Annotated in this window: 26 protein-coding genes; 21 read left to right on the top strand and 5 right to left on the bottom strand. The window is 31.6% G+C overall.

Features of this window, described 5'->3' with window-relative positions:
* Nucleotides 1-41: 41 nt before the first annotated feature.
* On the bottom strand, nt 42-1,703 hold the full coding sequence (gene menD, locus B0A75_RS18380; RefSeq protein ID WP_089055751.1) for a 2-succinyl-5-enolpyruvyl-6-hydroxy-3-cyclohexene-1-carboxylic-acid synthase: 1,662 nt from the start codon (nt 1,701-1,703) through the stop codon (nt 42-44).
* A 174-nt stretch (nt 1,704-1,877) separates the two neighbouring features.
* Here menD and B0A75_RS18385 point away from each other — a divergent pair, with 174 nt between their 5' ends.
* The 3 genes from B0A75_RS18385 (at nt 1,878) to pip (ending at nt 4,566) form a co-directional block, all read left to right on the top strand.
* Nucleotides 1,878-3,053, top strand: coding sequence for a thioredoxin family protein (locus B0A75_RS18385; RefSeq protein WP_089055721.1), 1,176 nt, complete (start codon nt 1,878-1,880; stop codon nt 3,051-3,053).
* Between the two features lie 96 nt (nt 3,054-3,149).
* Nucleotides 3,150-3,647, top strand: a complete 498-nt coding sequence (locus B0A75_RS18390; RefSeq protein WP_089055722.1) for a GNAT family N-acetyltransferase — start codon at nt 3,150-3,152, stop codon at nt 3,645-3,647.
* A 7-nt stretch (nt 3,648-3,654) separates the two neighbouring features.
* Entirely contained in the window at nt 3,655-4,566 is a 912-nt protein-coding gene (pip, locus tag B0A75_RS18395) for a prolyl aminopeptidase (RefSeq protein ID WP_089055723.1), read from the top strand.
* Nucleotides 4,567-4,678: 112 nt separating this feature from the next.
* On the opposite strand, the gene B0A75_RS18400 is transcribed toward pip, so the two are convergent.
* The gene (locus B0A75_RS18400; RefSeq protein WP_089055724.1) at nt 4,679-5,257 is read right to left on the bottom strand and encodes a glutathione peroxidase; all 579 of its coding nucleotides are present in this window, start codon (nt 5,255-5,257) and stop codon (nt 4,679-4,681) included.
* 351 nt (nt 5,258-5,608) lie between these two features.
* Complete coding sequence (locus B0A75_RS20805) at nt 5,609-5,743, bottom strand: hypothetical protein (RefSeq protein WP_262490113.1); 135 nt, start codon at nt 5,741-5,743, stop codon at nt 5,609-5,611.
* Between the two features lie 351 nt (nt 5,744-6,094).
* Between B0A75_RS20805 and B0A75_RS18405 the strand changes: the two genes are divergently transcribed.
* The 6 genes from B0A75_RS18405 (at nt 6,095) to B0A75_RS18430 (ending at nt 9,599) form a co-directional block, all read left to right on the top strand.
* Nucleotides 6,095-6,625, top strand: coding sequence for an RNA polymerase sigma factor (locus tag B0A75_RS18405; protein WP_089055725.1), 531 nt, complete (start codon nt 6,095-6,097; stop codon nt 6,623-6,625).
* Nucleotides 6,625-7,413 (top strand): anti-sigma factor, encoded by a 789-nt coding sequence (locus B0A75_RS18410; protein ID WP_089055726.1) that lies wholly within the window; start codon nt 6,625-6,627, stop codon nt 7,411-7,413. Before B0A75_RS18405 ends, B0A75_RS18410 begins: the two co-directional genes overlap by 1 nt.
* Before the next feature lie 85 nt (nt 7,414-7,498).
* Nucleotides 7,499-7,879: a DoxX family protein gene (locus B0A75_RS18415; protein ID WP_089055727.1), complete on the top strand. Its 381-nt coding sequence runs from the start codon at nt 7,499-7,501 to the stop codon at nt 7,877-7,879.
* Nucleotides 7,880-8,139: 260 nt separating this feature from the next.
* A complete protein-coding gene (locus B0A75_RS18420; RefSeq protein ID WP_089055728.1) occupies nt 8,140-8,472 on the top strand; it encodes an ArsR/SmtB family transcription factor in 333 nt (110 codons plus the stop codon).
* Nucleotides 8,473-8,492: 20 nt separating this feature from the next.
* The gene (locus B0A75_RS18425; RefSeq protein ID WP_089055729.1) at nt 8,493-8,966 is read left to right on the top strand and encodes a DUF6428 family protein; all 474 of its coding nucleotides are present in this window, start codon (nt 8,493-8,495) and stop codon (nt 8,964-8,966) included.
* A gap of 12 nt (nt 8,967-8,978) precedes the next feature.
* On the top strand, nt 8,979-9,599 hold the full coding sequence (locus tag B0A75_RS18430; protein WP_208861284.1) for an arsenate-mycothiol transferase ArsC: 621 nt from the start codon (nt 8,979-8,981) through the stop codon (nt 9,597-9,599).
* 65 nt (nt 9,600-9,664) lie between these two features.
* Here B0A75_RS18430 and ccsA read toward each other — a convergent pair whose 3' ends face one another.
* Entirely contained in the window at nt 9,665-12,877 is a 3,213-nt protein-coding gene (gene ccsA, locus B0A75_RS18435; protein WP_089055730.1) for a cytochrome c biogenesis protein CcsA, read from the bottom strand.
* A gap of 318 nt (nt 12,878-13,195) precedes the next feature.
* Between ccsA and B0A75_RS18440 the strand changes: the two genes are divergently transcribed.
* The 12 genes from B0A75_RS18440 to B0A75_RS18495 all read left to right on the top strand — a co-directional run bounded on the left by B0A75_RS18440 (nt 13,196) and on the right by B0A75_RS18495 (nt 26,394).
* Entirely contained in the window at nt 13,196-13,957 is a 762-nt protein-coding gene (locus B0A75_RS18440) for a Rossmann-like and DUF2520 domain-containing protein (protein WP_089055731.1), read from the top strand.
* Nucleotides 13,941-14,468: a KdsC family phosphatase gene (locus B0A75_RS18445; protein ID WP_012025012.1), complete on the top strand. Its 528-nt coding sequence runs from the start codon at nt 13,941-13,943 to the stop codon at nt 14,466-14,468. The genes B0A75_RS18440 and B0A75_RS18445 overlap by 17 nt, the downstream gene beginning before the upstream one ends.
* A 158-nt stretch (nt 14,469-14,626) precedes the next feature.
* Complete coding sequence (locus tag B0A75_RS18450; RefSeq protein WP_089055732.1) at nt 14,627-15,553, top strand: geranylgeranylglycerol-phosphate geranylgeranyltransferase; 927 nt, start codon at nt 14,627-14,629, stop codon at nt 15,551-15,553.
* Entirely contained in the window at nt 15,546-16,130 is a 585-nt protein-coding gene (locus B0A75_RS18455) for a Maf-like protein (protein WP_089055733.1), read from the top strand. Before B0A75_RS18450 ends, B0A75_RS18455 begins: the two co-directional genes overlap by 8 nt.
* A gap of 10 nt (nt 16,131-16,140) precedes the next feature.
* Nucleotides 16,141-16,671 carry a mechanosensitive ion channel domain-containing protein gene (locus B0A75_RS18460; RefSeq protein WP_089055734.1) on the top strand — a complete coding sequence of 177 codons (531 nt, stop codon included), beginning with the start codon at nt 16,141-16,143 and terminating at the stop codon, nt 16,669-16,671.
* 110 nt (nt 16,672-16,781) lie between these two features.
* Nucleotides 16,782-17,882 (top strand): AI-2E family transporter, encoded by a 1,101-nt coding sequence (locus B0A75_RS18465; protein WP_089055735.1) that lies wholly within the window; start codon nt 16,782-16,784, stop codon nt 17,880-17,882.
* A gap of 87 nt (nt 17,883-17,969) precedes the next feature.
* On the top strand, nt 17,970-19,802 hold the full coding sequence (locus B0A75_RS18470) for a BamA/TamA family outer membrane protein (protein ID WP_089055736.1): 1,833 nt from the start codon (nt 17,970-17,972) through the stop codon (nt 19,800-19,802).
* A gap of 188 nt (nt 19,803-19,990) precedes the next feature.
* Nucleotides 19,991-20,518 carry a hypothetical protein gene (locus tag B0A75_RS18475; protein WP_089055737.1) on the top strand — a complete coding sequence of 176 codons (528 nt, stop codon included), beginning with the start codon at nt 19,991-19,993 and terminating at the stop codon, nt 20,516-20,518.
* A gap of 162 nt (nt 20,519-20,680) precedes the next feature.
* Complete coding sequence (locus B0A75_RS18480) at nt 20,681-23,212, top strand: PIG-L family deacetylase (protein ID WP_089055738.1); 2,532 nt, start codon at nt 20,681-20,683, stop codon at nt 23,210-23,212.
* 122 nt (nt 23,213-23,334) lie between these two features.
* Nucleotides 23,335-25,059, top strand: a complete 1,725-nt coding sequence (locus tag B0A75_RS18485) for a sodium:solute symporter (protein ID WP_089055739.1) — start codon at nt 23,335-23,337, stop codon at nt 25,057-25,059.
* 144 nt (nt 25,060-25,203) lie between these two features.
* Complete coding sequence (locus tag B0A75_RS18490; RefSeq protein WP_089055740.1) at nt 25,204-25,656, top strand: DoxX family protein; 453 nt, start codon at nt 25,204-25,206, stop codon at nt 25,654-25,656.
* 108 nt (nt 25,657-25,764) lie between these two features.
* Complete coding sequence (locus tag B0A75_RS18495; RefSeq protein ID WP_089055741.1) at nt 25,765-26,394, top strand: MCP four helix bundle domain-containing protein; 630 nt, start codon at nt 25,765-25,767, stop codon at nt 26,392-26,394.
* Between the two features lie 81 nt (nt 26,395-26,475).
* Here the strand turns inward: B0A75_RS18495 and B0A75_RS18500 are convergent, their stop codons facing one another.
* Nucleotides 26,476-26,637 (bottom strand): DUF1328 family protein, encoded by a 162-nt coding sequence (locus B0A75_RS18500; protein WP_089055742.1) that lies wholly within the window; start codon nt 26,635-26,637, stop codon nt 26,476-26,478.
* Nucleotides 26,638-26,699 lie beyond the last annotated feature (62 nt).

The raw sequence follows: 26,699 nt of genomic DNA on the forward strand, positions 1-26,699 counted from the left end.
TAACGGTTGATAAGTAATAAAGGACAACTCTGTACTTACTATTAAACCAGCTTCTTAAAATATTGTTTTAAAATAACATCGTTCTCTGCTGTTGGAGTAAAAATCTCCAGTATTCCAGGTTCATCATTTGTATTATAAAGTAATTCCAGATTCTGTTCTAATGAAGTTAAATCATCAGCTTTGAAATAATTGCATTTATACATCGCTGCTAAATGTTCCGCAGTTAGATGATGTGAAGTTTCAAAATAGGTGTTAAATACAGGTTTTTCTTCATGTCCGGGTAAAATTCTAAATATTCCGCCGCCGCCATTGTTGATCAAAATGATTTTAAAGTTCTTAGGGATATAGGAATTCCATAAAGCATTACTATCGTATAAAAAACTGATATCGCCTGTAATAAACACATTTTGTTTGGTATTTCCAACAGCTGCACCAATTGCGGTTGAAGTACTTCCGTCAATACCACTGGTGCCACGATTGCAGAATACTTCAATACTTGAATCAATATCAATTAATTGTGCATATCGAATTGCAGAACTGTTACTGATTTGCAATTGGCTGTTTTTAGGAAGTGATTCAATAACTTTTTCAAAGACTTTAAAATCTGAAAAGGCAATTTTATCTAAATATTCTTGTTTTCGGGCTTTTCGTAAAGTATAGATTTTACTAATTTTAGAAGAATAGTCACTAATTGTAAATTCTGTTTTTGGCAGCAAAGATTTAAAGAATTCATTTGGCTTCATAACAAAATGCTTCGTTAAAGCGCTAAAAGTATCATAAGCTCGAAGTGTATCTATATGCCAATGATTTTGTGGTTTGTACTTACGTAAAAAACCTTTAATTCGTTTAGATACAATCATTCCGCCAAAAGTCACTAAAATATCTGGTTGAAATGCTTGAAAATCAGAATCGTCAAATGGAGTAATTAAAGTATCAATACTATTGATAAAACTAGGATGATGCAAGTTTGAAGTAGTTTCTGTAAGAACTACAACTGAAGGATCGGCGGCTAAGTTCTCAAGAATTTCAGTATCAATTGTATTGGCATCATTTACTCCTACAAGAACTAATTTTCGTTTCGCTGAATTCCAAATCGAAATAAATTCTGCTCCATTTTCGATGATTTTTACATCTTCTGCTGCTTCTATAGTTGTAATTTTTGGCTGTACAGAAAGTGTTTCAACAGTTTCATATAAAGGTTCTTCAAACGGAGCATTAATATGAACTGGTCCTCTTTGAAGAATTGCAGTTTCTATGGCCTTATTTATTTTCAAATCATTTTCAACAGAAGCTTCTTCCGTTAAATTAGCATTAAAAACAGAGTGATTTTTAAAAACATTTTCCTGACGAATAGTTTGTCCATCGCCAATATCGATTTTGCTTTGCGGGCGATCGGCAGAGATTATGATCAACGGAATCTGACTATAAAAAGCTTCGGCTACAGCTGGATAATAATTAAGCAATGCTGAACCTGAAGTGCAGATAACTGCTGTAGGTTTTTTAGTTTGCTGCGCAATTCCTAATGCGAAAAATGCCGCACAGCGCTCATCGGCAATGCTGTAACATTTGAAGTTAGAATTTTGGGCAAATCCGATAGTTAATGGAGCGTTTCGTGAACCGGGAGAAATTATAATATTGTGAATTCCTTTTGCTGAACAAATTTCGATAATGCTTTGCGCAAGCTCTATTTTGGGGTAAATCATTCTAAATAGTGTATTACTTTTTAAAGAAAATCTATTGCTTAGAATTTCTTTTACAATTACAAAGTTACAAACTTCATGCATGATTTAACTTATATTAGCAAGATATTATGACCCATTTTTAGAAAAAGGGAATATATTTGTAAATCGAACATTTTTTATTAAAACAGATCGTTTATGCGTTTCTTATATTTACTTTTTATTCTCATTTCAGTTCAGTCTATACAAGCACAAAATCAGTTTACTGTTGATGAAACGCCATATAAAACAGCGTTAGAAAGTGCTAAAACACAGAATAAACCACTGTTTGTAATGCTTTTTGCAGATTGGTGTCCGCATTGCAACAAAATGAAAAAAGAAGTTTTTAGTGATCCAAATGTGATGGCTTTTTTAAATAAAAACTATATCTGTGTTTGGAAAAATGTGGATAAAGAAGAAGGAACTGCGCTTAAAAATAAATTTAGAACGACTTCACTTCCTGCTTTTCTATTTTTAGATTCAAATGAAAATCTTTTATATGCTTTAAAAGGAGAAATGAAAACAGCCGATTTTTTAACAGAAGCGTCTAATGCTTTAAATCCAAAATTACAATTACCTTATTTAGAAAAACAGTTTCTAGCCGATCCAAGCAATTCTAATGCCTATTTTGCTTATTTGAATAGTTTGAAAAAAGGAAGAGATAGAAATGAAATAGCTATTCCAACACACATTTATCTTAATACACAATCAGATGCACAATTAATAAGTGAGACCAATTGGCGTATAATTGCAAATGGTGTTACAGATATTAATTCGAGAGAATTTCAGTACGTTTTAAAACATCAAAATGAATTCGCTGCTGTTGCTTCTCAAAAACGTATTGATCGTAAAGTTGAAAGTATTGTAAACGAATTACTACGTCCTTTAGTTGATAATTTAGACACTGTGAACTACTATAAACAAAGAGAAGTTGCAAAATCGATTCGATTGCAAAAGACAGATTCTCTTGTGTTTAAATTTGATTTAACATTGGCTGAACGTACCGAAAAATGGCAGTTTTATAAAAAAGTAACGCTTGAAGATACTCAAAAATTAGTTTGGAATGATGCCAGTTTTTTGAAGGATATAGGACAAACTTATTTAAAACATATTTCTGATGCCGAAAGTTTAAAAAAATGCATTTTTTGGGTAAAACATTCAATAGAACTAAATGATTCTTATGACGGTAATTTACTTCTCGCAAGACTTTACAATAAGATAAAAGACAAAAAAACAGCACTTAAATATGCCAAAGATGCAAAAGTAATTTGTACCGAAATGACTTGGAGTACCAAAGATGTTGATACATTACTGGCCGAATTAAACTCTAAATAAATCAAAAAAAAAGCAGCAAATTTACTTAATGAGTTTGCTTTCGCTTGAATCACAAAGTAGTTTTTGTGATTTGAATTTTCAAAAAATAACCAAAACATGGCACTTATTCTTAGACCTGCAATAAAAAAGGATTTAGAAAAAATTCTTGAAATTGTAAATCATTCTATCCTGCATACAACAGCAAATTATAGTTACGATATTCAGACTATTGAAGTACAAACAAAATGGTTTGAAGATAAGAAAACTAAAAACATTCCAATTGTCGTGGCTGAGTTAGAAAATGAGGTTGTTGGTTTTGGAAGTTATGGACAGTTTCGCGAGAAAATTGGTTATCAATACACTGTTGAACATTCTGTATATGTAGTGGACAATGTAATTGGAAAAGGCGTAGGTTCAAAATTGCTTACAGAACTTATTCGGTTGGCCAAAGAACAAGGTTTTCATGTAATGATTGGTGCAATCGACGCAGATAATGCAGGAAGTATTGCTTTTCATGAAAAATTTGGTTTTGTGACAACCGGTACAATTCGCGAAGTTGGATATAAATTTGATCACTGGCTTGATTTGGTTTTTATGCAATTGATCTTGAAATAATTTTAAAATGAATTCAAACCCTGCTATACAAAAAGGATACCTTCAAGTTAATAATTTGCATGAAATCTATTATGAAGTTTGTGGTACTGGAGAACCCTATTTGTTTGTTCATGGAGGTCCAGGTGCTGGTTTTTCAGAAAAAGACAAACGTTTTTTTGATTTTAAAAAACATAAAGTTGTTTTCTTTGACCAAAGAGGAGCTTCAAAAAGTAAACCATTTGCGAGCATAGAAGATAATACGACTCAAGATTTGGTCAATGATATAAATACCCTTTTATCTCATCTTAATATTGAAAAAATAAACATTTTTGGTGGTTCATGGGGAACAGCGTTAAGTCTTGTATTTGCAATTCAAAATCCTGAGAAAGTAAAAAGTCTTTTGCTAAGAGGTGTTTTTCTTGCAGATCAAAAAACAATTCACCACTTTTTAGGAGGAGCTCTTAATAAACAATATCCTGCAGAATGGCAAAGGTTTAAAAAGAATGTTCCTGCTGACTCTTCACTAAGTATTTCAGAATATTACTTAGATCAGATGCTGAACGGAACTCTCGAAAATAGAGATTTTTATTGCTATGAATGGGCTTATTATGAAATTTCTATTTTTATAAAAGGAATTAAAGCAAATGAAATCGATGGCATTATTCAACAATTTCCATATCAGTCTTTAAGTATTATGGAGGCTCATTATATGAGTAATAATTGTTTCTTAGAAGATGATTACATAGCTGATAATCTAAGAATTATTGAAGACATTCCCATTACAATAATACATGGAGAACATGATGCAATCTGTCCCGTTGAGTTTGCGCAGAAAATTCACAGTAACTTAAAAAAATCTGTTTTATATATTGAAAATGCAGGTCATTCAGATTCTGAACCTGCCATTGAAAAAAGAATCATAAGTGTCTTAAATCAATAATCTTTAAAGAAAAACAAAGAGAACTCTGCTCCTATGCGCCTTTGCCTCTTTGTACCTAAAAAAAAGCTCCAAATTCGAAGAATTCAAATTTGGAGCTTTTTTGAAAGCGTTTTTAACTCTTAATCCATTTAATAATTTCAGGATCTGTTGGAAGTGTTTTTGGTTTAATAACCTTTACCAATTCTCCTTTTTCATTGATTAAATATTTTTGAAAATTCCATTCTACTTCAGAATCCTGCAAACCATTTTTAGATTTTTGAGTCAGGAATTTATAAATTTCGCACATATCATCTCCTTTTACCGAAACTTTATTCATCATCGGAAAAGTTACGCCATAATTTTGCTGGCAAAACGTTTCGATTTCTTTATTGGTTCCTGGTTCTTGTGAAGCAAAGTTGTTTGCTGGAAAACCTACAATTACAAATCCTTTATCTTTATATTCTTTGTAGATTGCTTCCAGATCTTTGTACTGCGGTGTTAATCCACATTTTGAAGCTGTGTTTACAATCATGACTTTTTTGCCTTTTAAAGACGCAAAATCAAAGGTATCACCTGATAAATCTTCTACTTTAAATTGGTAAATGTTTTCTTTTGCCATGACATCTTTTTTAGGTTTATGGCTCGTTAGAGCCTGAATTTGCGGAGCTATCATAAATAAAGCGCTGCAAATTAAAATTGCTATATTTTTCATTGTTTAATTTTTTATAAAATTAGTCAAAATCTGTTTTGCAGTATATTTTTGAAGTCTTTATTTTTATTAAACATACGTTAAATAAAAAATTGAAGCCTAGCGTTAATCAGACGCTAGGCTTCCCCCCATACAAACAAATCAAACCATGAATTTATTTTTAAATGCTTTTATATCTTTCTAAAATTATAGTTGATGCTTCGGTTATGGTAAAAATTATTTTTTCAATCTTAATCACTAAATTTTCTTTCGATGGCGTTTATATGTAGATTGTTTTCTTTGCTATTTTTGTGATTACTTTTTTGCTTTAATAATTTTTGGTTGGAAGTCCGAAGACATCAACTATCTTATTTTTTATTGTATTTCTTTAGTTTCTTTGTTCCATTTTTTTTCAATTTCTTTTCTAAAATCACTTTCACTGTAATTCTGTAAAGCCAAAACTGTTGTTAAACCCACAATTAATATTTTAAATCTATTTGTACTTATCATAGAACTTTAGTTTTGTAAGATTTACATTCTATTTATTTCGGTCTGAATACTATTTTTTTTTTGAATATGAATACTTGAAAATTCCTCTTAAGTACTTTAGCATCAATTAAAAAGAAAGAAGACTGCTATTTTACTTGAAATTTTTTACATGTTATAATAGCATTTACGTAATTGGTTCACTTTTGGTTTTAAAAAAATGAAAAAAAATTACATTTTTTTTGAAACCCCTTATTTTTCTAGGTTTAAGACTGTTAAAAAAAATGAAATTTTGACAAAAAAATAAATTATCTTTATCTCAGGTTACAGATAATATTTACTAATTTTTTGTTTAAACTTTAAAAATCCAAATCTATGAGTCAAGAAGAATTATTAGTTTTAATTTACAAGAAAGACGAAAGAGCTTTTACACATTTGTACGATATGTACGCCAAAAGTTTGTTCTCGGTCATACATGTTTTAATAAAAAACCGTGAAGAAGCAGAAGATGTTTTGCAGGAAGTCTTTGTAAAAATCTGGAAAAATATCGATTCTTATAGTGAAAGCAAAGGTCGATTTTATACGTGGATTCTTAATATTGCCAGAAATGCATCTGTAGATCAGCTTCGTTCAAAGAATTTTAACAACACTCAAAAAAACCTTTCATCCGATAATTTCGTAAATCTGTTAGACGACAGTAATAAACTCCTTGATAAAATTGACACAATTGGAATTCAGGAATTTGTCAAAAAACTGAAACCAAAGTGTATTGCAATCATCGATTTATTATTTTTTAAAGGATATACCCAACAAGAAGCTTCTGAAGAATTGGCACTGCCGCTGGGAACTATCAAAACGCAAAACAGAAACTGTATTAACGACTTACGTAATTATCTAAAAATCTAATGGAAGCACAAGAATATATAGACTCAGGAATTCTAGAACTTTATGTTTATGGTTTATTAACCGAAACGGAGAATTTAGAAATAGCCGAAATGGCAAAAAAAAGCCCAGAAGTTGAACAGGAAATTATCTCGATAGAAAAAGCAATTGTTGCTTTATCTTCAAGCTTCTCTCCTTTCCACTCTGTTGCTAATTTCGAAAAAATAAAAGCACGTTTAGAGCTTAAACACGGGAAGGTAGTCGAAATGAAACCTGCTTCAAACTGGACACAATATGTGGGCTGGGCTGCAGCTGCATTGTTATTGTTAGGCTTTGGTTATCAGACTTTAGAACTTACAAAAACAAAAGAAGCGATTACTACTGTTGGAACAGAGAAAAGTAAAATCGAGAAAGAGTACGCTTTCTTAGGTGAACAAAATAAAGAGATCACCAAGAGTTTAACCATCGTGAGAGATATTAAAAATACGGGAGTAACACTTGGAGGTCAAGCTGTTTCGCCGACATCTTTTGCAAAAGTGTACTGGAACAAAGACACTAAAACGACTTATATTGATGCTGCAGGCTTGCCAGAACCGCCTAAAGGAATGGTATATCAGGTTTGGGCATTAAAATTAAGTCCGGTACTTACGCCAACGAGTATTGGTTTATTGAGTGATTTTGAAGGAAACTCACAAAAAATCTTTGCTGTTGATCGTACAAATGAAGCTGAAGCTTTTGGAATTACCCTTGAGCCAGCCGGCGGAAGCTTAACTCCAACAATGACACAATTGTATACTTTAGGAAAAGTTTAAAATTTAACTTGTCATAAAACTCAAACGCATATTACTATAATATGCGTTTTTTATTATTTTTAAATGATAATCCAAAATTAAATTTATGAAAGGACTAATGCTTCTTAGAATTGCTGTTGCTGTTATACTTTTAACCCATTCTGTTTTTGGGATTTTTAATAACGGAATTAATGACTTTGGAAATTTGTATTTGAATCAAATTGGCTTCGCTCCTTTTGGATTGTTTTTAGCTTGGTCAATCAAACTTTCTCATATTGTGGCTGCTATACTTTTAATTTTAAACAAATATGTTAGAGCAGCTGGTTTTGTTACCATATTTATTCTTATAATGGGAATTGTTTTTGTTCATTTTCAAGAGGGTTGGTTTGTTGTTGGCGGAGGAAGAAATGGTGTCGAATATAATTTCTTGTTGATATGCGTTCTTTTGACAATTATGTTTCCAAATGGTTTGCAAGAGAAAATTTAGTGTTTTTTTTTAAAATTTCTCCATGAAGCATTTTTTATGATTTTAGTAATTTTGTTTTAAATGTTAAAAAAATGACTTCACCACATTTGTCTTGTTGAGTTGTTTTTTATTTTTTGAATATTGTTACCTATTCTGTTTTTTCATTCGTAAGATCGTCTTAAAATAAGTAAAGTATTATTTTTTAGTTAAAATGTACTAAAAATTCCAAATGCTTAATTTTATATCGTAATATTGCAATATAGGTATATATAGATATAATTATGGGCACTACAAAATCAGATCACTTTACAGAAAACCAAAATGAATTAGCCGTTTTAACAAAAGCTTTAGGTCATCCGGCACGAATTGCTATTTTAGAATATCTTCTAAAAGTTAATACTTGCATTTGTGGTGATATTGTAAATGAATTGCCTCTTTCGCAGCCAACTGTATCACAGCATTTAAAAGAACTTAAAAATGCGGGCTTAATCAAAGGAAGTATCGAAGGCAATACAATTTGTTATTGTATAAACGAAATTGGATTTGAAAAAGTAAAAGCATTTCTTAATGTTATTACAGCACACTTAGACAAAAGAAAAAACGAATGTTGTTAATCTAAAAAATATAAATTATTATGAAACTTTCAGAAATAAAAACAATCTTAAAAACAGTTGACACAGTAAATTTTCAATTACCAAACGGAACTTTTGTTCCTGAGCATTTTCATGTTACAGAAGTTGGTTTGATCACTAAAAATTTTATAGACTGCGGTGGAGTTGTACGCAATGAAACTGTCGTAAATTTTCAGCTGTGGGATGCAAATGATTTTGAACATAGATTAAAACCCGGAAAACTTATTCATATTATTGAACTTTCGGAAAAAGTTCTAAATATTCCAGATTTTGAAATTGAAGTAGAATATCAAGATACTACAATTGGAAAGTATGATTTAGGTTTTAATGGAAAAGATTTCTTACTGCTGAATAAACAAACTGCTTGTTTAGCGCAAGATCAATGCGGAATTCCAGCTGAAAAAACGAAGTTGAATCTAACGCAATTAAGTCCTGATAATTCAAATTCTTGTATTCCTGGAAATGGATGCTGCTAAAAAAGGATTGATATGAATATATTATTTCCAGAAATTGGAAAGCTAGTTTTATCTTTTGATTTTCGATCTATTACAGATGAACGTAAGATTATTTTGCAGCCGCTAATTGATTTTGTTGAATTTAAAAATGAAAATAATCTCGAGATTAGATTAAACTTTATTTGTACGCACAATTCTAGAAGAAGTCATTTATCTCAGGTTTGGGCGCAGACGGCAGCTTATTTTTATAATATTAAGAATGTAAGTTGTTACTCTGGCGGAACTGAAGCAACCGCTGTGTTTCCTAAAATTGTTGAAACACTTGTAAAATCAGGGTTTAAGGTTAAGAAATTATCAAAAGATAATAATCCAATTTATACAATAAAGTTTGCGCAGAATGAAAATCCAATAATTGGTTTCTCTAAAAAATTCGATGATGATTTTAATCCAATAGATAGTTTTGCCGCTATAATGACTTGTTCGCAAGCAGACGGAGATTGTCCATATGTAGCTGGAGCAGAAAAACGTTTTCCTATTACTTTTGAAGACCCTAAAGTTTTTGATAATACATTACAGCAGGATGAAAAGTATATGGAAAGAAGTCTTCAAATTGCAAGTGAAATGTTTTATGTTTTTTCTCAAATAAGAACATAAATTCTACCGTTTATTTTATGTCAAAAAAAAAGGTTCAACTATAAGTTGAACCTTTTTTTTGCTTATTATTTTTTCTTGGTTTTATAATACTTGCGGTATTTTGGATATGTTATTGCTCCAATTACAGAAATTGTACCTAGGCAATAATAAACCCAACTCAGTGAGTGCGCCTCTCCGCTTGCGTAAGAATGCAGACCAACTAAATGGAAGTTTACTCCATAATATGTAAATAAAATAGAAACAAACGCAAACATACTCATCAAATTAAAGAACCATTTTCCGCGTAAAGCTGGAACAAATCGAGCATGAATTACAAACGCATAAAGCATGATAGAAATTAAAGCCCAAGTTTCTTTTGGATCCCATCCCCAGTAACGTCCCCAACTTTCGTTTGCCCATTGTCCACCTAAAAAGTTCCCAATAGTCAGCATGATAAGACCAATAGTTAAAGACATTTCGTTGATATAAGTTATCTCTTTAATGTTTAATTCCATTTTAGCTTTGTTTTTCTCAGTGGTAAAGAAAATCAATACTAATGCCACAAAACCTAAAATCATTCCTAATGCAGTTGGACCATAACTACCTACAATAACTGCAACGTGAATCATTAACCAATACGAGTTAAGAACTGGCTGTAAGTTTGCAATTTCTGGATCAATCCAGTTCATATATGCCGCCATCAAAATCATAGCTGTAACAAATGCAGATGAAGCAACAGTAAGTTTCGATTTTCTATCAAAAGCCAAACCAAAGAACATTGTTGACCAAGCTACATATACAATAGATTCGTAGGCATTACTCCAAGGGGCGTGGCCAGAAATATACCAACGTGCTATTAATCCTAATGTATGAAGGGCAAATAGCAAGCCCACCATGATATGGAATGCGTTTATTGTAATACGAAGCCATTTTTTTTCAAAGAAAATATTGACAATAATAAATATAAACATAAGGCTCGCCACTGTGATATACCAATAAGGCAATACTTTAAAAACATCATATTTATTGTATGCAATTTCGGCATCAATTTTTTGTTCGCTTGGACGGACTTTAGCACCAAATTTCTTTTGAAAACCATTAAGACTTTCTACTAATTGATCGGCAGTATCCCAATTCTTAGAAATAGAAGCATTGTTTAATGCGCTAAAATAAAGTGGTAAAATTTGCTTTACATAAGTAGAATCCATTCCTTTTAAACCTGCATTTTCACGTTCTAAATAAGAAACCCATTTATGGTTTGGATCATTTGGGACAGGGAAAATTTTCAAAATGCTTCCGCTTAAAGCAGATTCCATTAAATTTACTTTTTTATCTGTTTCAATAAAATCTTTCTCAAACTGATTTGGATTTGCCGCTTTATAAGCTTCATCTAAGTATGGAGAAAGTTTATAGTTTCCGTTTGCATCAAAAAAGTTAACAAATGCAACTGCTTTTGCTTCTTTATCTACTCCAATAATTTTACGAATACTGTCATTTCCAGATTTGATATAGATTATAGGAACCTGAATCCAAACTTGTGCATATTGCGTCATAGACAATAATACCTGATCAGAGTTCATTCCGTTATAAGTATCGTCGTGGCTTACTTTTCTTAATAATTCTGAAGAGAAGGTATTAACAGGTTTCATTCTACCTCCAGCATCTTGAATAATCAAACGTCCAAATTTTGCGGCATGCGCTGCTGGTGCTTTGTAAATAGACAATAAAGAGTCTAATTGTTTTTTACTTGGCGGAGCTGTTACGTGATTTGCATGATCATTTGGATCTGCTGTATGATTATGATTGTGATTGTCACCTGGCGTATGAACATGAGGTGCTTGAGCAAAACCACTCAAACTAATCATTAAAACTAAGATCGTGATAAATTTTTCTTTTTTCTTTTTTACAACTTCTAATTTGCGTTTTAAATCGGCAAAACGAGAATGTTTGGTAAACATAATTGCCATTAATCCCAGATATAACATAAAGTAGCCAAAATAAGTAATTGAAGTTCCCCAAAAGTCATGGTTTACAGATAAAACAGTTCCTTTTTCATCTGGATCAAATGAAGATTGGAAAAAACGGTATCCTTTATGATCTAAAACGTGATTCATATAAATATCAGCGTCAAAAGTTTCTGTAGAATCTAAAACTGTTACTTTACTTTCAAAAGCCGAATAACTTTTTTCTGTTCCCGGGTATTTCGTAGCGATAAAATCGTTCAGTCTTACTTTAAAAGGTAAAACATAAGCTTTACTACCAAAGAATAAACTGTATTCTATTTTTCCAATTTTTACTGTTTGAGGCTCTCCTACGCTTCCTTTAGAACCTAAAAGTCTAACTTCTTTTTCTTCACCATCTGCTTTTACTTTTACAATTAAAGCATCATGATGAGATTTAGCTTTGTAGTCATTATTAGATTCGTAATCAACAACACCTTTAACAGCTGGATCTGGAAACACAATTCGAATGTCGCCAATACTATATAAAGAACGCATCATTAAAGGTTGTACATTATCTTTAGTTACAGCACCTTTTAATTTATCGGCCATTCTCATAAATTCTCCTTCAAATGGAGTTTGAATGGTATATTGTTCACCGGTTGTATTAATATTGATTGCACCGTCAGTTGGTTTATTTAAAGCAAATAATACATTGTGAATGTTTTGTACTTCACCATCTTTCAAGAAATGCTCTTCACGTCCGCCCGCTCCCGCTTCAACTAATTTTAAATAAAGTGTTCCTTTAGGATCTGGTTTTATCACCTCTTTAGCTCCCATGATATAGTTTACATAACTTACTTCAAAAGGAGTTTCGTCAAACTTACCAGAAAGTGTAAAATTGTTATTGGTTACTGGAGACAACAAAAGATTTTTATCAAAAACCCTGCGTTTCATTTCACCTTTGTATTCACCATCAGCAAAAACAGTAATAAATGTTTTATCTGAATAAATTTGATTCTCGGCTGCGCCTTCACGGATAGGCATCATTCCTTCGTAACTGATATATCGAGTAATAAAAGCACCTAAAAGAATAAAAACGAAAGCAAGATGAAGCAATAAAGTTGCCCATTTTTCTTTCTTTAATAATTGATAACGTTTGATATTTCCTAAGAAATTAAGCATGAAAACCGCCATTATAGCTTCAAACCACCATGTATTGTAAATTAAAATTCTGGCAGTATCGGTATTATACTTACTTTCGATAAAAGTTCCAATACCCATTGCGATTGCAAATGCTAAAAAAAGAACGGCCATTAATCGTGTAGAAAACAAAAAAGAGAATATTTTTTTATCCATTTTTAAGGAATTACATTGTATAAAAGTGCCACAAAAGTACTTAAAAATGTTGATTAGCAGTAGAGCTATTTTGTTAATAAAAACCAAATAAAGAGCGTCAAATTTGATCATATTGACAAAAATGTACGCTTAGTTTTACAAAAATACATCTCTAGAATATTCGGTATTTTATCTACTGCAGATTAGGCGATTTAAAAAGATTACTTTGTTTTAATTGTAAAAAAATGAATTGATCGAAAATCATTCTATTCAGCATAAACTGTGGCAAAACTTTCTTATGTCAATTAAGTTTAAAAAAAATAATACTAATTTTGCGATATGATTCGAATAACGATAATTGGTTCTGGAAATGTTGCTCAGCATTTAATAAAAGCGTTCTCTGCAAGTGATCTTGTTGAAATTGTACAGGTGTTTTCCAGAAAAAAAGAAGCCTTGATTTCTATTATTGATTCAGAAAAAATTGTAACCGAATTTTCGGCTTTAAAAGAAACAGATTTATGCATTATTTCAGTTTCTGATAATGCTATTTCTGAAGTTTCAAAGCAATTACCTTTTAAAAATCAATTAGTTGTTCATACTTCCGGCACCACTTCAATCGATGTTCTAGATTCAAAAAACAGAGAAGGTGTTTTTTATCCGCTTCAAACTTTTTCAAAAAGTAAAGAAGTAGATTTTTCTATAATACCGATTTGTTTAGAAGCTGAAAATCAAGAAGATTACATAGTCTTAGAAACTGTTGCAAAATGTATTTCAAACGCTGTTTTTGCGATTAGTTCAGAACAGCGAAAAGCATTGCATGTAGCCGCCGTTTTTGTTAATAATTTCACGAATCATTTGTATCAAATAGGAAAAGAAATCTGTGACGAACATCATGTTCCGTTTGAAGTTTTGAAACCTTTAATTCAGGAAACTGCCGATAAAATTAAAACCCTAGACCCGATTGATGCACAAACTGGACCTGCAATACGCCGAGATTCAGTAACAACAAATGCACATTTGGAATTTATAACAGATGAAAATCAAAAGAATATTTATAAAATACTAACACAATCTATAGAGAATAATGGCAAAAAGTTATAAAGAAATGATGAACGACATTACAACATTTATTTTTGATGTTGATGGCGTACTTACAGACAGTTCCGTTTTTGTAACCACCGAAGGAGAAATTCTTCGCACAATGAATATTCGTGATGGTTATGCCATGAAAGCAGCTGTAGAAAGCGGTTATAATGTTTGTATTATTTCTGGCGGAAGCAACGAAGGCGTTCGAGTAAGGCTTCAAAATTTAGGAATTACCGATATTCATTTAGGAACTCCTGATAAAGTTAAAACATTTAAAGAGTATACGGAAGCGAATAACATCAAACCTGAACAGGTTTTATACATGGGTGATGATATTCCGGATTATCATGTAATGAAATTAGTAGGTTTACCAGCCTCTCCGCAAGATGCAGTTCCTGAAATTAAAAATATCTGTCGTTATATTTCGCACGTAAAAGGTGGAAAAGGTGCCGCAAGAGACGTTATTGAACAGGTTATGAAAGTACAAGGGAAATGGATGGAGTATTTTAATGGGAAGCATGATTAATAGATTTTAAATTTAAGATTTCTGACTTTAGATTTTAGATTTTTGTAGCCGATAATCAATATATTTTCTTTGTCAAAGTTCAAAACTTTGACAAAGAAAACATAAGAAAAGACCTTTGTCACTCTGTATCTTTGCCTCTTTGAACCTTAGAAGAAAAAATGAAATACCTAAAACTCATTCGATATAAAAATCTACTAATGCTTGCTTTTATGCAGGTTTTATTTCGTTATGCTTTTTTAAAACAACAGGATATTCCTTTGGCTTTATCTGACTGGCAATACGGATTTTTGGTTTTAAGTACCGTTTTATTGGCTGCGGCAGGTTATGTAATAAACAATATTTACGATGTTGCAACAGATACTATAAATAAGCCAAATGATGTGGTTATTGGAAAAGGAATTTCAGAAACTGCAGCATACAATATTTATATCGGACTTAATATTAGCGGTGTTGCTATAGGTTTTCTGTTGTCAAATATTATTCTGCGTCCTAGTTTTGCATCGCTTTTTATTTTAATAGCTGCACTACTCTACTTTTATGCGACAACTTTAAAGCAGATTATGATTTTGGGTAATTTTCTTGTTGCTGTACTCCTTGCTGTAAGTGTTTTGATTATTGGAATCTTTGATCTTTTTCCTGTCGTAAATTCAGAAAATCAAGCACAAATGGCTAGTTTATTTTCGATTTTAATAGACTACGCTTTGTTTGCTTTTATGATTAGTTTTACTCGCGAGATAGTTAAAGATATTGAAGATGTAAATGGCGATTACAATCAAGGAATGAATACTTTACCAATCGCAATTGGTATTAATAGAGCTGCTAAAATTGCATTAGGCTGTGCTATAATTCCGTTTATTTTATCGTTGCTTTACATCAATACCTATTTTGTTCAAAACCATCTTTATATTGTTACTATTTATGCATTTGCTTTTGTTCTAGCGCCATTACTTTATTTTATTGTAAAAGTATTCAGCGCAAAGTCAAAAAAGGATTTTCAGCATTTAAGTACTGTTTTAAAATTTATTTTGTTCTTCGGAATTTTATCCATTCTCATCATTAGTTTAAATATCAAATACAATGCTTAAAGAAAAGCTTAAAAAATATAGTTTAATCCTTGCTTCGGGATCACCGCGCAGACAGCAGTTTTTTAAAGATTTAGATCTTGATTTTGAAATTCGTTTAAAAGAAATCGAAGAAATCTATCCACCAGAGCTAAAAGCAGTTGAAATTACTGATTATCTGGCACAATTAAAGGCAGATGCTTTTGATGGAGAATTAAATGATAATGAGATCTTGGTAACAAGCGACACTATTGTTTGGCACAATAATAAGGCATTGGGAAAACCAAAAAATGCAGAAGATGCTTTTCAAATGATAAAATCTATGTCGAATGCAACACATGAAGTGTTTACATCGGTTTGTTTTAAAACCAAGACCTCTTCTACTCTTATTAATGATGTTACAAAAGTAACTTTCGCAGATTTATCAGACGAAGCCATTTTATATTACATAGAAAACTATAAACCTTATGATAAAGCTGGTGCTTATGGAATTCAGGAATGGTTTGGTTTTATGGCAGTTGCAAAAGTCGAAGGTTCTTATACAAATGTTATGGGACTTCCAACAGCCAAAGTTTATGAATATTTGAGTACTTTAGTGTAAAAATTTAGATATGTTTTCTTTCAAAGAGTATAGCGAGGAAATTATTGCTACCGTAATTGTTCTTTTATTATTAGTAGCAATGCGTGTTATTGTGGCAAAATTAATTCGTCGTTTTGCCAGCAGCAGTCAGCTATTGGAGCACAGAACAAATTTGGCAATTAAATATACTCATGTGTTAATGAATGTACTTGTTGTAATAAGTTTGATTGTAATTTGGGGTGTTGAAACAAAAGATATACTTTTTACAGTTTCATCTATTGCAACAGTAATTGGCGTTGCTTTTTTTGCGCAATGGTCCATTTTAAGCAACATTACTTCGGGAATGATTTTGTTTTTTTCGTTTCCATTCCGAATTGGAGATACTATAAAAATACACGATAAAGATTTTCCTATCGAAGCCGAAATCGAGGATATCAGCGCTTTTCATGTGAATCTAAAAACCAAAGAAGGAGAAAAAATCATTTTTCCTAACAACCTGCTTCTTCAAAAAGGTATTTCGATTATGCCTACCCAATATGAAGAAAAGGAATTTTTTGACTAAAATTTGAATGGGAATTTTATAAGGCTTAACTAAAAAGCTGGAACGCAAAATGTTAAATAAATCGCAATATTTGTTTAACTTATTAACGTTTTACTATAAAATCTCTCCAAATGATTCCAACAATAAAACTGCCATTCTATGCAAAACTTTCTTGTATATTAGTAAGTCTAATTGCACTTGCTTATATTTTTTGCACTGCAAAAGATATTCTTACACCAGTATTCATGGCATTTTTATTTGCTGTATTATTACTTCCAATTTTCACAATATTAAACACTAAATTGAAGTTTCCGCGGCATTTTGCTGCTATAATTTGTGTTTTAATTTTTCTATTGTTTATAGTCGGAATCTTGGTTTTCATTTCCTATCAAGTTACGAATATGGCTAATGATTTTGATACGATTAAAAAGAATGCCAACTCATTTCTCATTGAAATTCATAAGTTTATAAAAGAGAATTTTCATGTAAGTATTGGTGAGCAGAAGAAGTATTTAGATAATGTAACCAAAGATTCAGTTAAGAACGGAAATGCTACTTTAGGATCAGCTCTAATTTCTATAAGTGATCTATTAGTAGACTGCACTATTATTCCAATTTACACGTTTCTATTTCTCTTATACAAAGATCATTTTATACTTTTTTTAGCCAAATTAATAAGCAAAGAAAATCACGCCGCATTAAAAGATATTCTTACGCAGATAAAAGTTTCGATCAATAATTATATTGTAAGTCTGATTCTTGAAATGATAGTAGTTTCAGTGCTTACCAGTTTAGGACTCTGGATTATTGGTGTAAAGTATTTTATTCTTTTAGGATTAATAACAGGTATTTTAAACCTGATTCCTTACATTGGAATTGCAATTGCAGGTTTAATTACTATTCTTGCTTCTTTAACAGGTTCTGCCGAAGTATCATTAGTTGTTGGAATTTTGATCGTAAACCTAATTGTTCAACTAATTGACAACAATTTGCTGGTGCCATTAATCATTAATTCAAAAGTCGAAATAAATGCTTTTGTTTCTATTATCGGAATTATTATCGGCGGTACAGCGGCCGGAATTTCTGGAATGTTTTTAGCAATTCCGCTTCTTGCAATTTTAAAAATCATCTTCGATCGTATAGAATCACTAGAGCCTTGGGGTTATGTTATGGGCAATCATATGCCCAAAAAATTCACGTGGCGAGTTCGAAAAACCAAAACTGTCAATTAAAATAAGCTGTCAATTTTAAAAATGTTCGTATTATTTATCTTATATTCATATAAAAATCAGTAAAAAAGTAAGTTTAAAAATATCTGAATGTTTCTAAATAAAAAGATAGTAGTTTTTATTTTATTATGCTTTAGTTTACAAAGCATTTATGCTCAGTCAGATACTTTAAAAGAAAAGACTAGAACTAAAAAAGATACTACCGAAATATACAATCGAATTCGAAATTATTCTAAAAAGAACAAGTTCACCAAAACCTTACATAAGCTTATATTCAGAGCAAAGAAACCTAGAAAAAAAGAAGAACTCCTTGTGTCGAATGATACCACAAATTTTGATGGAAAAATTATTCGAAAAATCAATATCATTACATTAGATCCGTTTGGACATTCTGTAGCTGATTCTACTGTGATGCCAAAAAACTGGGGAGAACGCACAGGAAATCGGCTTCACTTAAAAACAAAGAAAATTGCTATAAAAAACCTCTTGTTATTTAGAAAAAATACGGTTTATGACAGTTATAAAGTTCAAGAAACAGAGCGTTTGATACGATCTCAGAGATACGTTACTGCAGTTAGAATTTCGAATAAAGCAGTTGGCATGGCAGCAGATTCTGTTGATGTTACTATTAGGGTTTTAGATTCATGGAGTACCATACCAAGATTTTCAATATCTAGTAATCAAATGTCGATAGGTTTTAAAGAAAAAGATTTTTTTGGTTCAGGTCAGCAATTAGAATATCGATACACTAATCGATTTGATGATGGCAGAAATGGTAATGAGGCCACTTACACTATTCCTAATATTAAGAATACTTATATTGGAGCCGCCGTGCATTACAACATGGATCTCGATAACAATTATAGTAAATCAATAGATATTGAGCGTGATTTCTATTCTCCTTTGACTAAATGGGCAGGCGGTGTTTATATTGGGCAGAATTTCAGGAAAGATACGCTGCAAGCTCCTGATTTGACTTATGCATATCAGCCGTTTAAATATAATTTTCAAGATTTATGGGGAGGTCACGCCACGAAAGTTTTTGAGGATGAAAATAAAGCAATTACAAATCTAATTGTAGCAGCACGTTTTTTAAATGTTGATTTTACCGAAACACCTTCAGAAGTTTATGATCCTACAAATTTCTATTCAGATCAAAAACTCCTTTTAGCGGGCATTGGATTGAATAGACGTAAATTTATAAAAGACAGTTATATTTTCAGAAATGGACAAACAGAGGATGTCCCAATTGGTCGTATTTATGGTATTACTTTGGGATATCAATACAAAAATACCTTTTGGAGACCTTATGCCGGCGCACAATTTTCATTTGGAAACTACTACAGATTGGGTTTTTTGAGCATGAATTTTGAAGCTGGAACTTTTTTCCATCAATCAAAAACTTACGAAACCGCCTTTTTATTAGAGTCTAATTACTTTACCAAATTATTTACTATAGGAAACTGGAAATTAAGACAATTTGTTAATCCAAAGGTCGTTATTGGTGTAAACCGCGAGAATATTATTGGAGATGAACTGAATATAAACGAGCAAAATGGTTTAGCAGGATTTAATAGCGCTATTTACGGAACGAGCAAAGCTGTTTTATCGCTTCAAACTCAAACTTATTCACCGCATTCTATTTTAGGTTTCCGTTTAAATCCATTTTTCAACTATTCTATAGCAGTTTTAGGAAGTCCAGATAATGCAATGTTAAGAAGTAAACCTTATTCTAAAATTACTTTGGGATTATTAATAAGTAATGATTATTTGGTTTTCAGTTCCTTTCAGCTCTCATTATCCTATTATCCAAGTATTCCAAATCAAGGAGACAGTGTTTTTAAAACAAATACATTTGAAACTACAGATTATGGTCTTCAAAGTTTTGAACTTGCAAAACCAAGAATTGTCGATTATAAATAGATCGAGCTTAATTTTTTTTACTTTTTTTATATTTTATTTTTGTTTTAAAAATCAATACATTACGAGTTTTATAAGACTAATTCACTCGTTAAAAAGTATATTTTATCCGACGAACGGTATTGCGTTTTTATTTTTGGCACGGTATATGAAAATCCTTAAACAAGATTAACATTTAAACTTTAGAAAAGATGAAAACAATGAAAATAGCAATCGCCGGATTATTCCTTTTGATTGCAAATGCCACACAAGCTCAGGTATCGATAAACGTTAACATAGGTAATCCTCCAGCTTGGGGACCAGCCGGATATGCAGATATGGAGTATTATTATTTGCCAGATATTGAGGCTTACTATGATGTTAGAGCTTCGCAGTTCATCTATTTTGGAGGCGGTAGATGGGTTAGAACAACTTATTTACCTAGACAGTACAGAAACTATGATTTATATGGAGGTTACAAAGTAGTTTTAACAGATTATCACGGAAGAACTCCTTATACTTACTTTGATCGACATAAAGTAAAATACTACAAAGGATATTGCGGTGCACCACAAAGACCTTATAGACCAAGACCAGTTTATGGTTACAATGATCGTCGTAATGATAACAGAAATTACAAGCACTACGACAAACATTATGATAAACATAACAACAAGCATCATGGAAAACATGATAGAGATGATGATGACGATCGCCACGAAGGTCGCGGAAGAAGATAAATAACTATAAAAGAGCGTATTAATCCTGATTAAGACGCTCTTTTTGCATGTTTAAACAGTATCTAATTAGTTTTCAATAACTAAACATTAACATTTCATTTAAATACTGTTCCATAATTTAATTACTATTTTTGAGTCTATTAAAAAACCAACTAACCAAGCATGATAAAAACTCCAGTTCAATTAATTCTATTTTTTTTAATAGGTTTTAACATCGCATTCGCACAGCAGCCGCAAAAACCAAACTCGATTGAAATTTACAATCAAATCAAAAAATTAAATTTTTTAGGATCAGTTTTGTATGTTGCAGCACATCCTGATGATGAAAATACTCGTTTGATTTCTTATTTTGCAAACGAAGTAAATGCTAGAACTGGGTATTTGTCGCTGACAAGAGGAGATGGCGGTCAAAATTTAATTGGTCCTCAATTACGCGAATTACTTGGTGTAATACGAACTCAAGAACTTATTGAAGCCCGAAAAATAGACGGCGGCGAGCAGTTTTTTTCGAGAGCAAATGATTTTGGATTTTCAAAAACTCCCGATGAAACTTTACAAATTTGGGATAAAGATAAAGTCTTGGCCGATGTTATATGGACTATTAGAAAATTTCAGCCAGACGTAATAATTAATCGATTTGATCATCGTTCGCCAGGAACAACGCACGGACATCATACTTCATCTGCAATGTTGAGCGTTGAGAGTTTTAATCTTACAAACGATTCAAAAGTATATCCTGAGCAATTAAAGTTTGTTTCGCCTTGGCAGGTAAAAAGACTTTACTTTAATCCGTCGTGGTGGTTTTATGGAAGTCAAGAGAAATTTGATGCAGCGAACAAATCTAATTTTGCAAAATTAGAAACGGGTGTATATTATACTGGATTAGGAAAATCTAATCAAGAAATAGCCGCATTGAGCAGAAGTCGTCATCAATCACAAGGTTTTGGGAGTACAGGTGTTCGTGGTGAAGAAACAGAATATTTAGAAGTAATTAAAGGCGAAAACGGATTAGATAAAAACAATGTTTTTGATGGAATCGATACTACTTGGAATCGCGTTAAAAACGGAAAACCAATTGGTGATTTGATATCGACAATTATTGCCAAGTACGATTTTAGCAATCCATCTGCGAGTATACCAGATTTAGTAAAAGCCTACACCATGATTGAAGCTTTAAACGACGATCATTGGAAGAATTTAAAATCTGAAGCTGTAAAAAATATTATCGCATCTTGTGCAGGTTTATATTTAGAAGCTGTTGCGAGCGAGCAGGAAGCTACTCCAGGAAGCATCGTAAAACTTAGTTTAGAGGCAATAAACAGATCTCCAGTAAACATGCAGCTTACAAGTGTTACTTCATTGCCAGACAATAAAATAACTATTCAAAATACTATTTTAAAAAACAACAGCAATCAAAAGTTTATTCTTCAAACAAAGCTGCCAGAAAACATTGAATACACACAACCTTATTGGTTAAAGGAAAAAGCAACTGTTGGAATGTATACCGTTTCTAATCAAGAAAACATTGGAATTCCAGATATTATTAGAAATGTAAAAGTTGTTTTTACCATAAAAATTGAAGGTGTCGAAATTCCGTTTGAGCGTACCGTTATTTACAAATACAACGACAGCGTAAAAGGCGAAATGTATAACTTTCTTGATGTTGTGCCAGACGTAACCACTTCAATTTTAGAAAAAGTACTTGTTTTTAGAGATACTAATAGTAAAATGATTCCTGTAAAAGTTCGCGCAGGAAAAAATAATGTGAAGGGAAATTTACAGTTGGAATTGCCAAAAAGCTGGACTGTAGTTCCTAAACAAATTCCGTTTACTTTAGATCAAAAAGGAAACGAACATATTTTTTATTTCGAAGTTACACCTCCTGTAAATCCTGAGGAAACTACAGCTCAAAGTATTGTTACTATTGATAATAAACGTTTTGATAAAGCAGAAACAATTATTGATTTCAGCCATATTACAAAACAAATGGTTCTAAAATCAGCCGATTCAAAAGCAATACGAATTGATTTAAAAACGTCAGGAGATGCCATTGCTTATATAATGGGCGCAGGTGATGAAGTTCCTGAAAGTCTTTCTCAAATGGGGTATAAAGTAACAATCTTAAAACCTGAAGAAATCACACCAGAAAAATTAGATTCATTTAATGTTGTTATTACAGGAGTTCGTGCTTATAATACTGTAAATGCTTTGGCTAACAAACAAAGTATATTATTCAATTTTGTAAAAAGCGGTAAAAACATGATTGTTCAATACAATACAAATGGACAATTGGTAACGGATAAAATTGCGCCATATCCGTTAAAATTATCATACGACCGAGTAACAGAAGAAAATGCAAAAGTTACTTTCTTAGCACCAAATCATCCTGTTTTAAATACCCCAAACAAAATTTCGTCAAAAGATTTTGAGGGTTGGACACAAGAACAAGGCTTGTATTATCCAAATCAATATGATCCTGCCTTTACTCCTATTATCTCTTCACATGATAAAGGCGAATCAGCGAAAGACGGTGCACTATTAGTAGCGCCTTACGGAAAAGGATATTATATTTACACCGGTTTAAGTTTCTTTAGAGAATTACCTGAAGGCGTTGCAGGAGCTTATAGATTATTATCTAACATGATTTCGCTGAAACAGCCAATAGAAGCTCCTAAACAAGATATAAAGCAATAAAAAACGAAAGTATGGAAGCTAAAAAAGTAAAAAAATGGAAAAAAAGCTACACCTATGTTTTGGTTGCTAATGCCATTTATATTTTAATATTTTTCTTAATCATGCAATTATATTCATAACCTATGCAGCTATTTGATTGGATCGTACTTATTGTAACACTTTTATTCATAGTTGGATATGGTTCTTGGAAAACCAAAGGAAGTAAAAATGTTGAAGACTTTATTCTAGGTAATAACGAAACGCCTTGGTACACTGTAGGACTTTCGGTAATGGCAACCCAAGCCAGTGCCATTACTTTTTTATCAACTCCAGGGCAGGCTTATCATGACGGAATGGGTTTTGTGCAGTTCTATTTCGGACTGCCAATTGCAATGATAGTAATATGTGTTACTTTTATTCCGCTATATCATAAAAATAAAGTTTTTACCGCTTACGAGTTTCTTGAGAAACGTTTTGATGTAAAAACACGTTCACTTGCAGCCATTTTATTTCTTGTTCAAAGAGGATTAGGAACTGGACTTACCATTTATGCACCCGCAATTATCCTCTCGGCACTTTTAGGTTGGAATCTTACCGTAATGAACATTATTATTGGTGTTCTCGTTATTATTTACACATTCTCGGGCGGAACAAAAGCTGTAAACGTTACCCAGAAACAGCAAATGTTTGTGATTATGTCGGGTATGTTCATTACATTTTTCCTGATTTTGCATTATCTGCCAAATGATATGACGTTTAACAGCGCTATGCATATTGCTGGAGCAAATGATAAAATGAATATTGTTGACTTCTCGTTTAATCCAGAAGAGAAATACACTTTTTGGAGTGGTATTACCGGAGGTTTTTTCTTAGCCCTCGCCTATTTTGGTACAGATCAATCGCAGGTTGGACGATATTTATCAGGTAAATCGATTCGTGAAAGCCAAATGGGATTAATCATGAACGGCCTTTTAAAAGTACCAATGCAGTTTTTTATTCTGCTTACAGGAGTTATGGTTTTTGTGTTTTTTCAATTCAATCCAGTTCCTTTAAATTTTAATCCAAATAACAAAACAGTAATTGAAAAATCGCCTTTTAAAGAAGAATATCATGTTTTGGAAAAAAAGCTTAGTAAGCTTTCTGAAGATAAAAAAGTAATTAATTTATTGTACATCGATCAGTTAAATCAAGATTATGATAATCCGATTCTGCGTAAAGAATTGGTGACGCTGTCAAATAAAGAAAAAGATTTACGTGACCGCGCCAAAGAAATTATTTCGAGAGCAGATAGCCGCAGTGAAACAAACGATAAAGATTACGTGTTTTTTCACTTCATATTGCACTATTTACCAAAAGGATTAATTGGTTTATTATTAGCTGTTATTTTATCTGCTGCAATGTCATCAACTGCTTCAGGGTTAACCGCTTTGGCATCGACAACAGCAATAGATATTTATAAAAGAAATCTCAAAACAGAGAAATCTGAAAAACATTATCTAAATGCGACTAAATTCTTTACACTATTTTGGGGAATTATAGCGATCCTTTTTGCTTGCGTTGGAACTCTTTTTGAAAACTTAATACAGCTTGTAAATATAATTGGATCAATATTTTATGGCACCGTTCTAGGAATATTTTTAGTTGGATTTTATTTACGTCGTGTTAAGGCAAAACCTATGTTTTACAGTGCTATCATTAGCCAGTTAACCATTTTTGTTATATATTATTTCATGATTTATACACAAGAAAAATTAGGTTATTTATGGCTTAATTTTATTGGAGCTATCCTAACGATATTATTGTCATTGATTATGCAGTTTTTATTCTTTAGAGAAAAAACAGATAATGATAAGGTGATTTTAGAATAATATCTTTTTGGGCTTAAGTGTTTTAGAAGATCTTTGTTGAAGTTTTAAACTTTTACAAAGATTTTTTTTTGTTTGCATTCTAAATGGTTTTTAAACATCCGTATAAAATCTTCTATCTTTGACAAAACCTTCAAATCTCTAAAAATGAAACCATTAACTGTTTTAATTCTCGTTTTTTTAGTTTCAGTTTTCACATTAAAATTCCTCACAAATCAATACGATATGCCAATGGCAGCAAGAATAGCAATGTGTGTAATGCTTTGTTTTACGGCAATAGCGCATTTTGTTTTTACCAAAGGAATGGTAATGATGCTTCCTGAAAAAATCCCATTTCGAACAGAGTTGGTTTACGCAACTGGAATAATCGAAATTGTATTAGGAGTATGTCTTTTGATTTCTTCAACGAGAGTTTATTCTGGCTGGATATTAATTATATTCTTTATCTTTTTACTTCCCGCTAATATTTATGCGGCTGTAAAACATATAGATTATCAAAAAGGAACTTATGAAGGAAACGGAATCTCGTATTTGTGGTTTAGAATTCCGCTGCAGATCGTTTTTATTATCTGGACATTTTGGTGTGCAGTTTTGTATTAAATACATTTTCAATTTTTAGCTGTAATAAAGAATCAGGAAATAAACTAATTGCAATATTGCTAAAATACCATATTAAATTTTGTAAATTAGTCGATTAAAAGCTTTTTCATGAAAGACCTTAAGAAGTATAGTAATAAAACCAAAGCAGCCTTTGTTTTGCTGATTGTAATGCTGCTAATTTTACTTGGAAATTTTAATACACTGCAAAATTCTAAAAATGTAAACAAACATATCAATGCAATTTACAATGATCGATTGGTTGTAGCGCATTATATTTTTCAATATTCAAAGGAACTTCATTTTATAAAGGCAGAAGCTGAAAAACTGGACCTAAGTGACAATATTAAGAAAGATGAAATTATACATACGCTGAATATCATTCATAATATTGATGATTTGTATGCTAAAACGGTTCTCACAAATAAAGAAAAACAGCATTTTGATACATTTTTAAAATCTTGTAAAGAGATTAATAAACAAGTAGAAAATAAAGATTGGAATAAAATTGCTGTTTCGAGCGCAGAAGCTTTAAAAACACTAGAATCATTATCGCAAATTCAGATTCAAGAAGGAAAATCACAATTAGCAAACGCTAATGCAATGTATAGTAAAAACAATAGTCTTGGTCAGCTTCAAATTGCATTGCTTATAATTCTAGGTGGAGTAACTTGTTATCTTCTTATTGTCAAAAAAATTAAAAGAACAATTAAAATTCCCGAACCGCCAAGTTTAAACTAAGACATAAAAGCTATTTGTAATTATTAAACAAAACCACTCTGCACTTTTATTCAGAGTGGTTTTGTTGTTTAAGCTAAGCTTCTAAACACTTTTTCGTCCGCTAACGAGCGAAATAACAAATAACACGAGAAATATAAAAAATAAAATTTTTGCTATACTAGCGGCTCCAGCGGCAATTCCGCCAAAACCAAATATTCCTGCAATAATTGCCAGAATAATAAATATGACTGTCCATCGTAACATAATAAATAATTTTAGTTAATATCGATTTTGTTTGTTTCTCACCTATTCTACTCAAGTGACAT

The organism is Flavobacterium oncorhynchi, from assembly GCF_002217355.1.
In the GTDB taxonomy this organism is placed as follows: Bacteria; Bacteroidota; Bacteroidia; order Flavobacteriales; family Flavobacteriaceae; genus Flavobacterium; species Flavobacterium oncorhynchi.

What these genes read in the sequence shown, in the direction of transcription:
- menD (WP_089055751.1), bottom strand. Translation starts at nt 1,703, where the DNA reads ATGATTTACCCCAAAATAGAGCTTGCGCAAAGCATTATCGAAATTTGT.
- B0A75_RS18385 (WP_089055721.1), top strand. Translation starts at nt 1,878, where the DNA reads ATGCGTTTCTTATATTTACTTTTTATTCTCATTTCAGTTCAGTCTATA.
- B0A75_RS18390 (WP_089055722.1), top strand. Translation starts at nt 3,150, where the DNA reads ATGGCACTTATTCTTAGACCTGCAATAAAAAAGGATTTAGAAAAAATT.
- pip (WP_089055723.1), top strand. Translation starts at nt 3,655, where the DNA reads ATGAATTCAAACCCTGCTATACAAAAAGGATACCTTCAAGTTAATAAT.
- B0A75_RS18400 (WP_089055724.1), bottom strand. Translation starts at nt 5,257, where the DNA reads ATGAAAAATATAGCAATTTTAATTTGCAGCGCTTTATTTATGATAGCT.
- B0A75_RS20805 (WP_262490113.1), bottom strand. Translation starts at nt 5,743, where the DNA reads ATGATAAGTACAAATAGATTTAAAATATTAATTGTGGGTTTAACAACA.
- B0A75_RS18405 (WP_089055725.1), top strand. Translation starts at nt 6,095, where the DNA reads ATGAGTCAAGAAGAATTATTAGTTTTAATTTACAAGAAAGACGAAAGA.
- B0A75_RS18410 (WP_089055726.1), top strand. Translation starts at nt 6,625, where the DNA reads ATGGAAGCACAAGAATATATAGACTCAGGAATTCTAGAACTTTATGTT.
- B0A75_RS18415 (WP_089055727.1), top strand. Translation starts at nt 7,499, where the DNA reads ATGAAAGGACTAATGCTTCTTAGAATTGCTGTTGCTGTTATACTTTTA.
- B0A75_RS18420 (WP_089055728.1), top strand. Translation starts at nt 8,140, where the DNA reads ATGGGCACTACAAAATCAGATCACTTTACAGAAAACCAAAATGAATTA.
- B0A75_RS18425 (WP_089055729.1), top strand. Translation starts at nt 8,493, where the DNA reads ATGAAACTTTCAGAAATAAAAACAATCTTAAAAACAGTTGACACAGTA.
- B0A75_RS18430 (WP_208861284.1), top strand. Translation starts at nt 8,979, where the DNA reads ATGAATATATTATTTCCAGAAATTGGAAAGCTAGTTTTATCTTTTGAT.
- ccsA (WP_089055730.1), bottom strand. Translation starts at nt 12,877, where the DNA reads ATGGATAAAAAAATATTCTCTTTTTTGTTTTCTACACGATTAATGGCC.
- B0A75_RS18440 (WP_089055731.1), top strand. Translation starts at nt 13,196, where the DNA reads ATGATTCGAATAACGATAATTGGTTCTGGAAATGTTGCTCAGCATTTA.
- B0A75_RS18445 (WP_012025012.1), top strand. Translation starts at nt 13,941, where the DNA reads ATGGCAAAAAGTTATAAAGAAATGATGAACGACATTACAACATTTATT.
- B0A75_RS18450 (WP_089055732.1), top strand. Translation starts at nt 14,627, where the DNA reads ATGAAATACCTAAAACTCATTCGATATAAAAATCTACTAATGCTTGCT.
- B0A75_RS18455 (WP_089055733.1), top strand. Translation starts at nt 15,546, where the DNA reads ATGCTTAAAGAAAAGCTTAAAAAATATAGTTTAATCCTTGCTTCGGGA.
- B0A75_RS18460 (WP_089055734.1), top strand. Translation starts at nt 16,141, where the DNA reads ATGTTTTCTTTCAAAGAGTATAGCGAGGAAATTATTGCTACCGTAATT.
- B0A75_RS18465 (WP_089055735.1), top strand. Translation starts at nt 16,782, where the DNA reads ATGATTCCAACAATAAAACTGCCATTCTATGCAAAACTTTCTTGTATA.
- B0A75_RS18470 (WP_089055736.1), top strand. Translation starts at nt 17,970, where the DNA reads ATGTTTCTAAATAAAAAGATAGTAGTTTTTATTTTATTATGCTTTAGT.
- B0A75_RS18475 (WP_089055737.1), top strand. Translation starts at nt 19,991, where the DNA reads ATGAAAACAATGAAAATAGCAATCGCCGGATTATTCCTTTTGATTGCA.
- B0A75_RS18480 (WP_089055738.1), top strand. Translation starts at nt 20,681, where the DNA reads ATGATAAAAACTCCAGTTCAATTAATTCTATTTTTTTTAATAGGTTTT.
- B0A75_RS18485 (WP_089055739.1), top strand. Translation starts at nt 23,335, where the DNA reads ATGCAGCTATTTGATTGGATCGTACTTATTGTAACACTTTTATTCATA.
- B0A75_RS18490 (WP_089055740.1), top strand. Translation starts at nt 25,204, where the DNA reads ATGAAACCATTAACTGTTTTAATTCTCGTTTTTTTAGTTTCAGTTTTC.
- B0A75_RS18495 (WP_089055741.1), top strand. Translation starts at nt 25,765, where the DNA reads ATGAAAGACCTTAAGAAGTATAGTAATAAAACCAAAGCAGCCTTTGTT.
- B0A75_RS18500 (WP_089055742.1), bottom strand. Translation starts at nt 26,637, where the DNA reads ATGTTACGATGGACAGTCATATTTATTATTCTGGCAATTATTGCAGGA.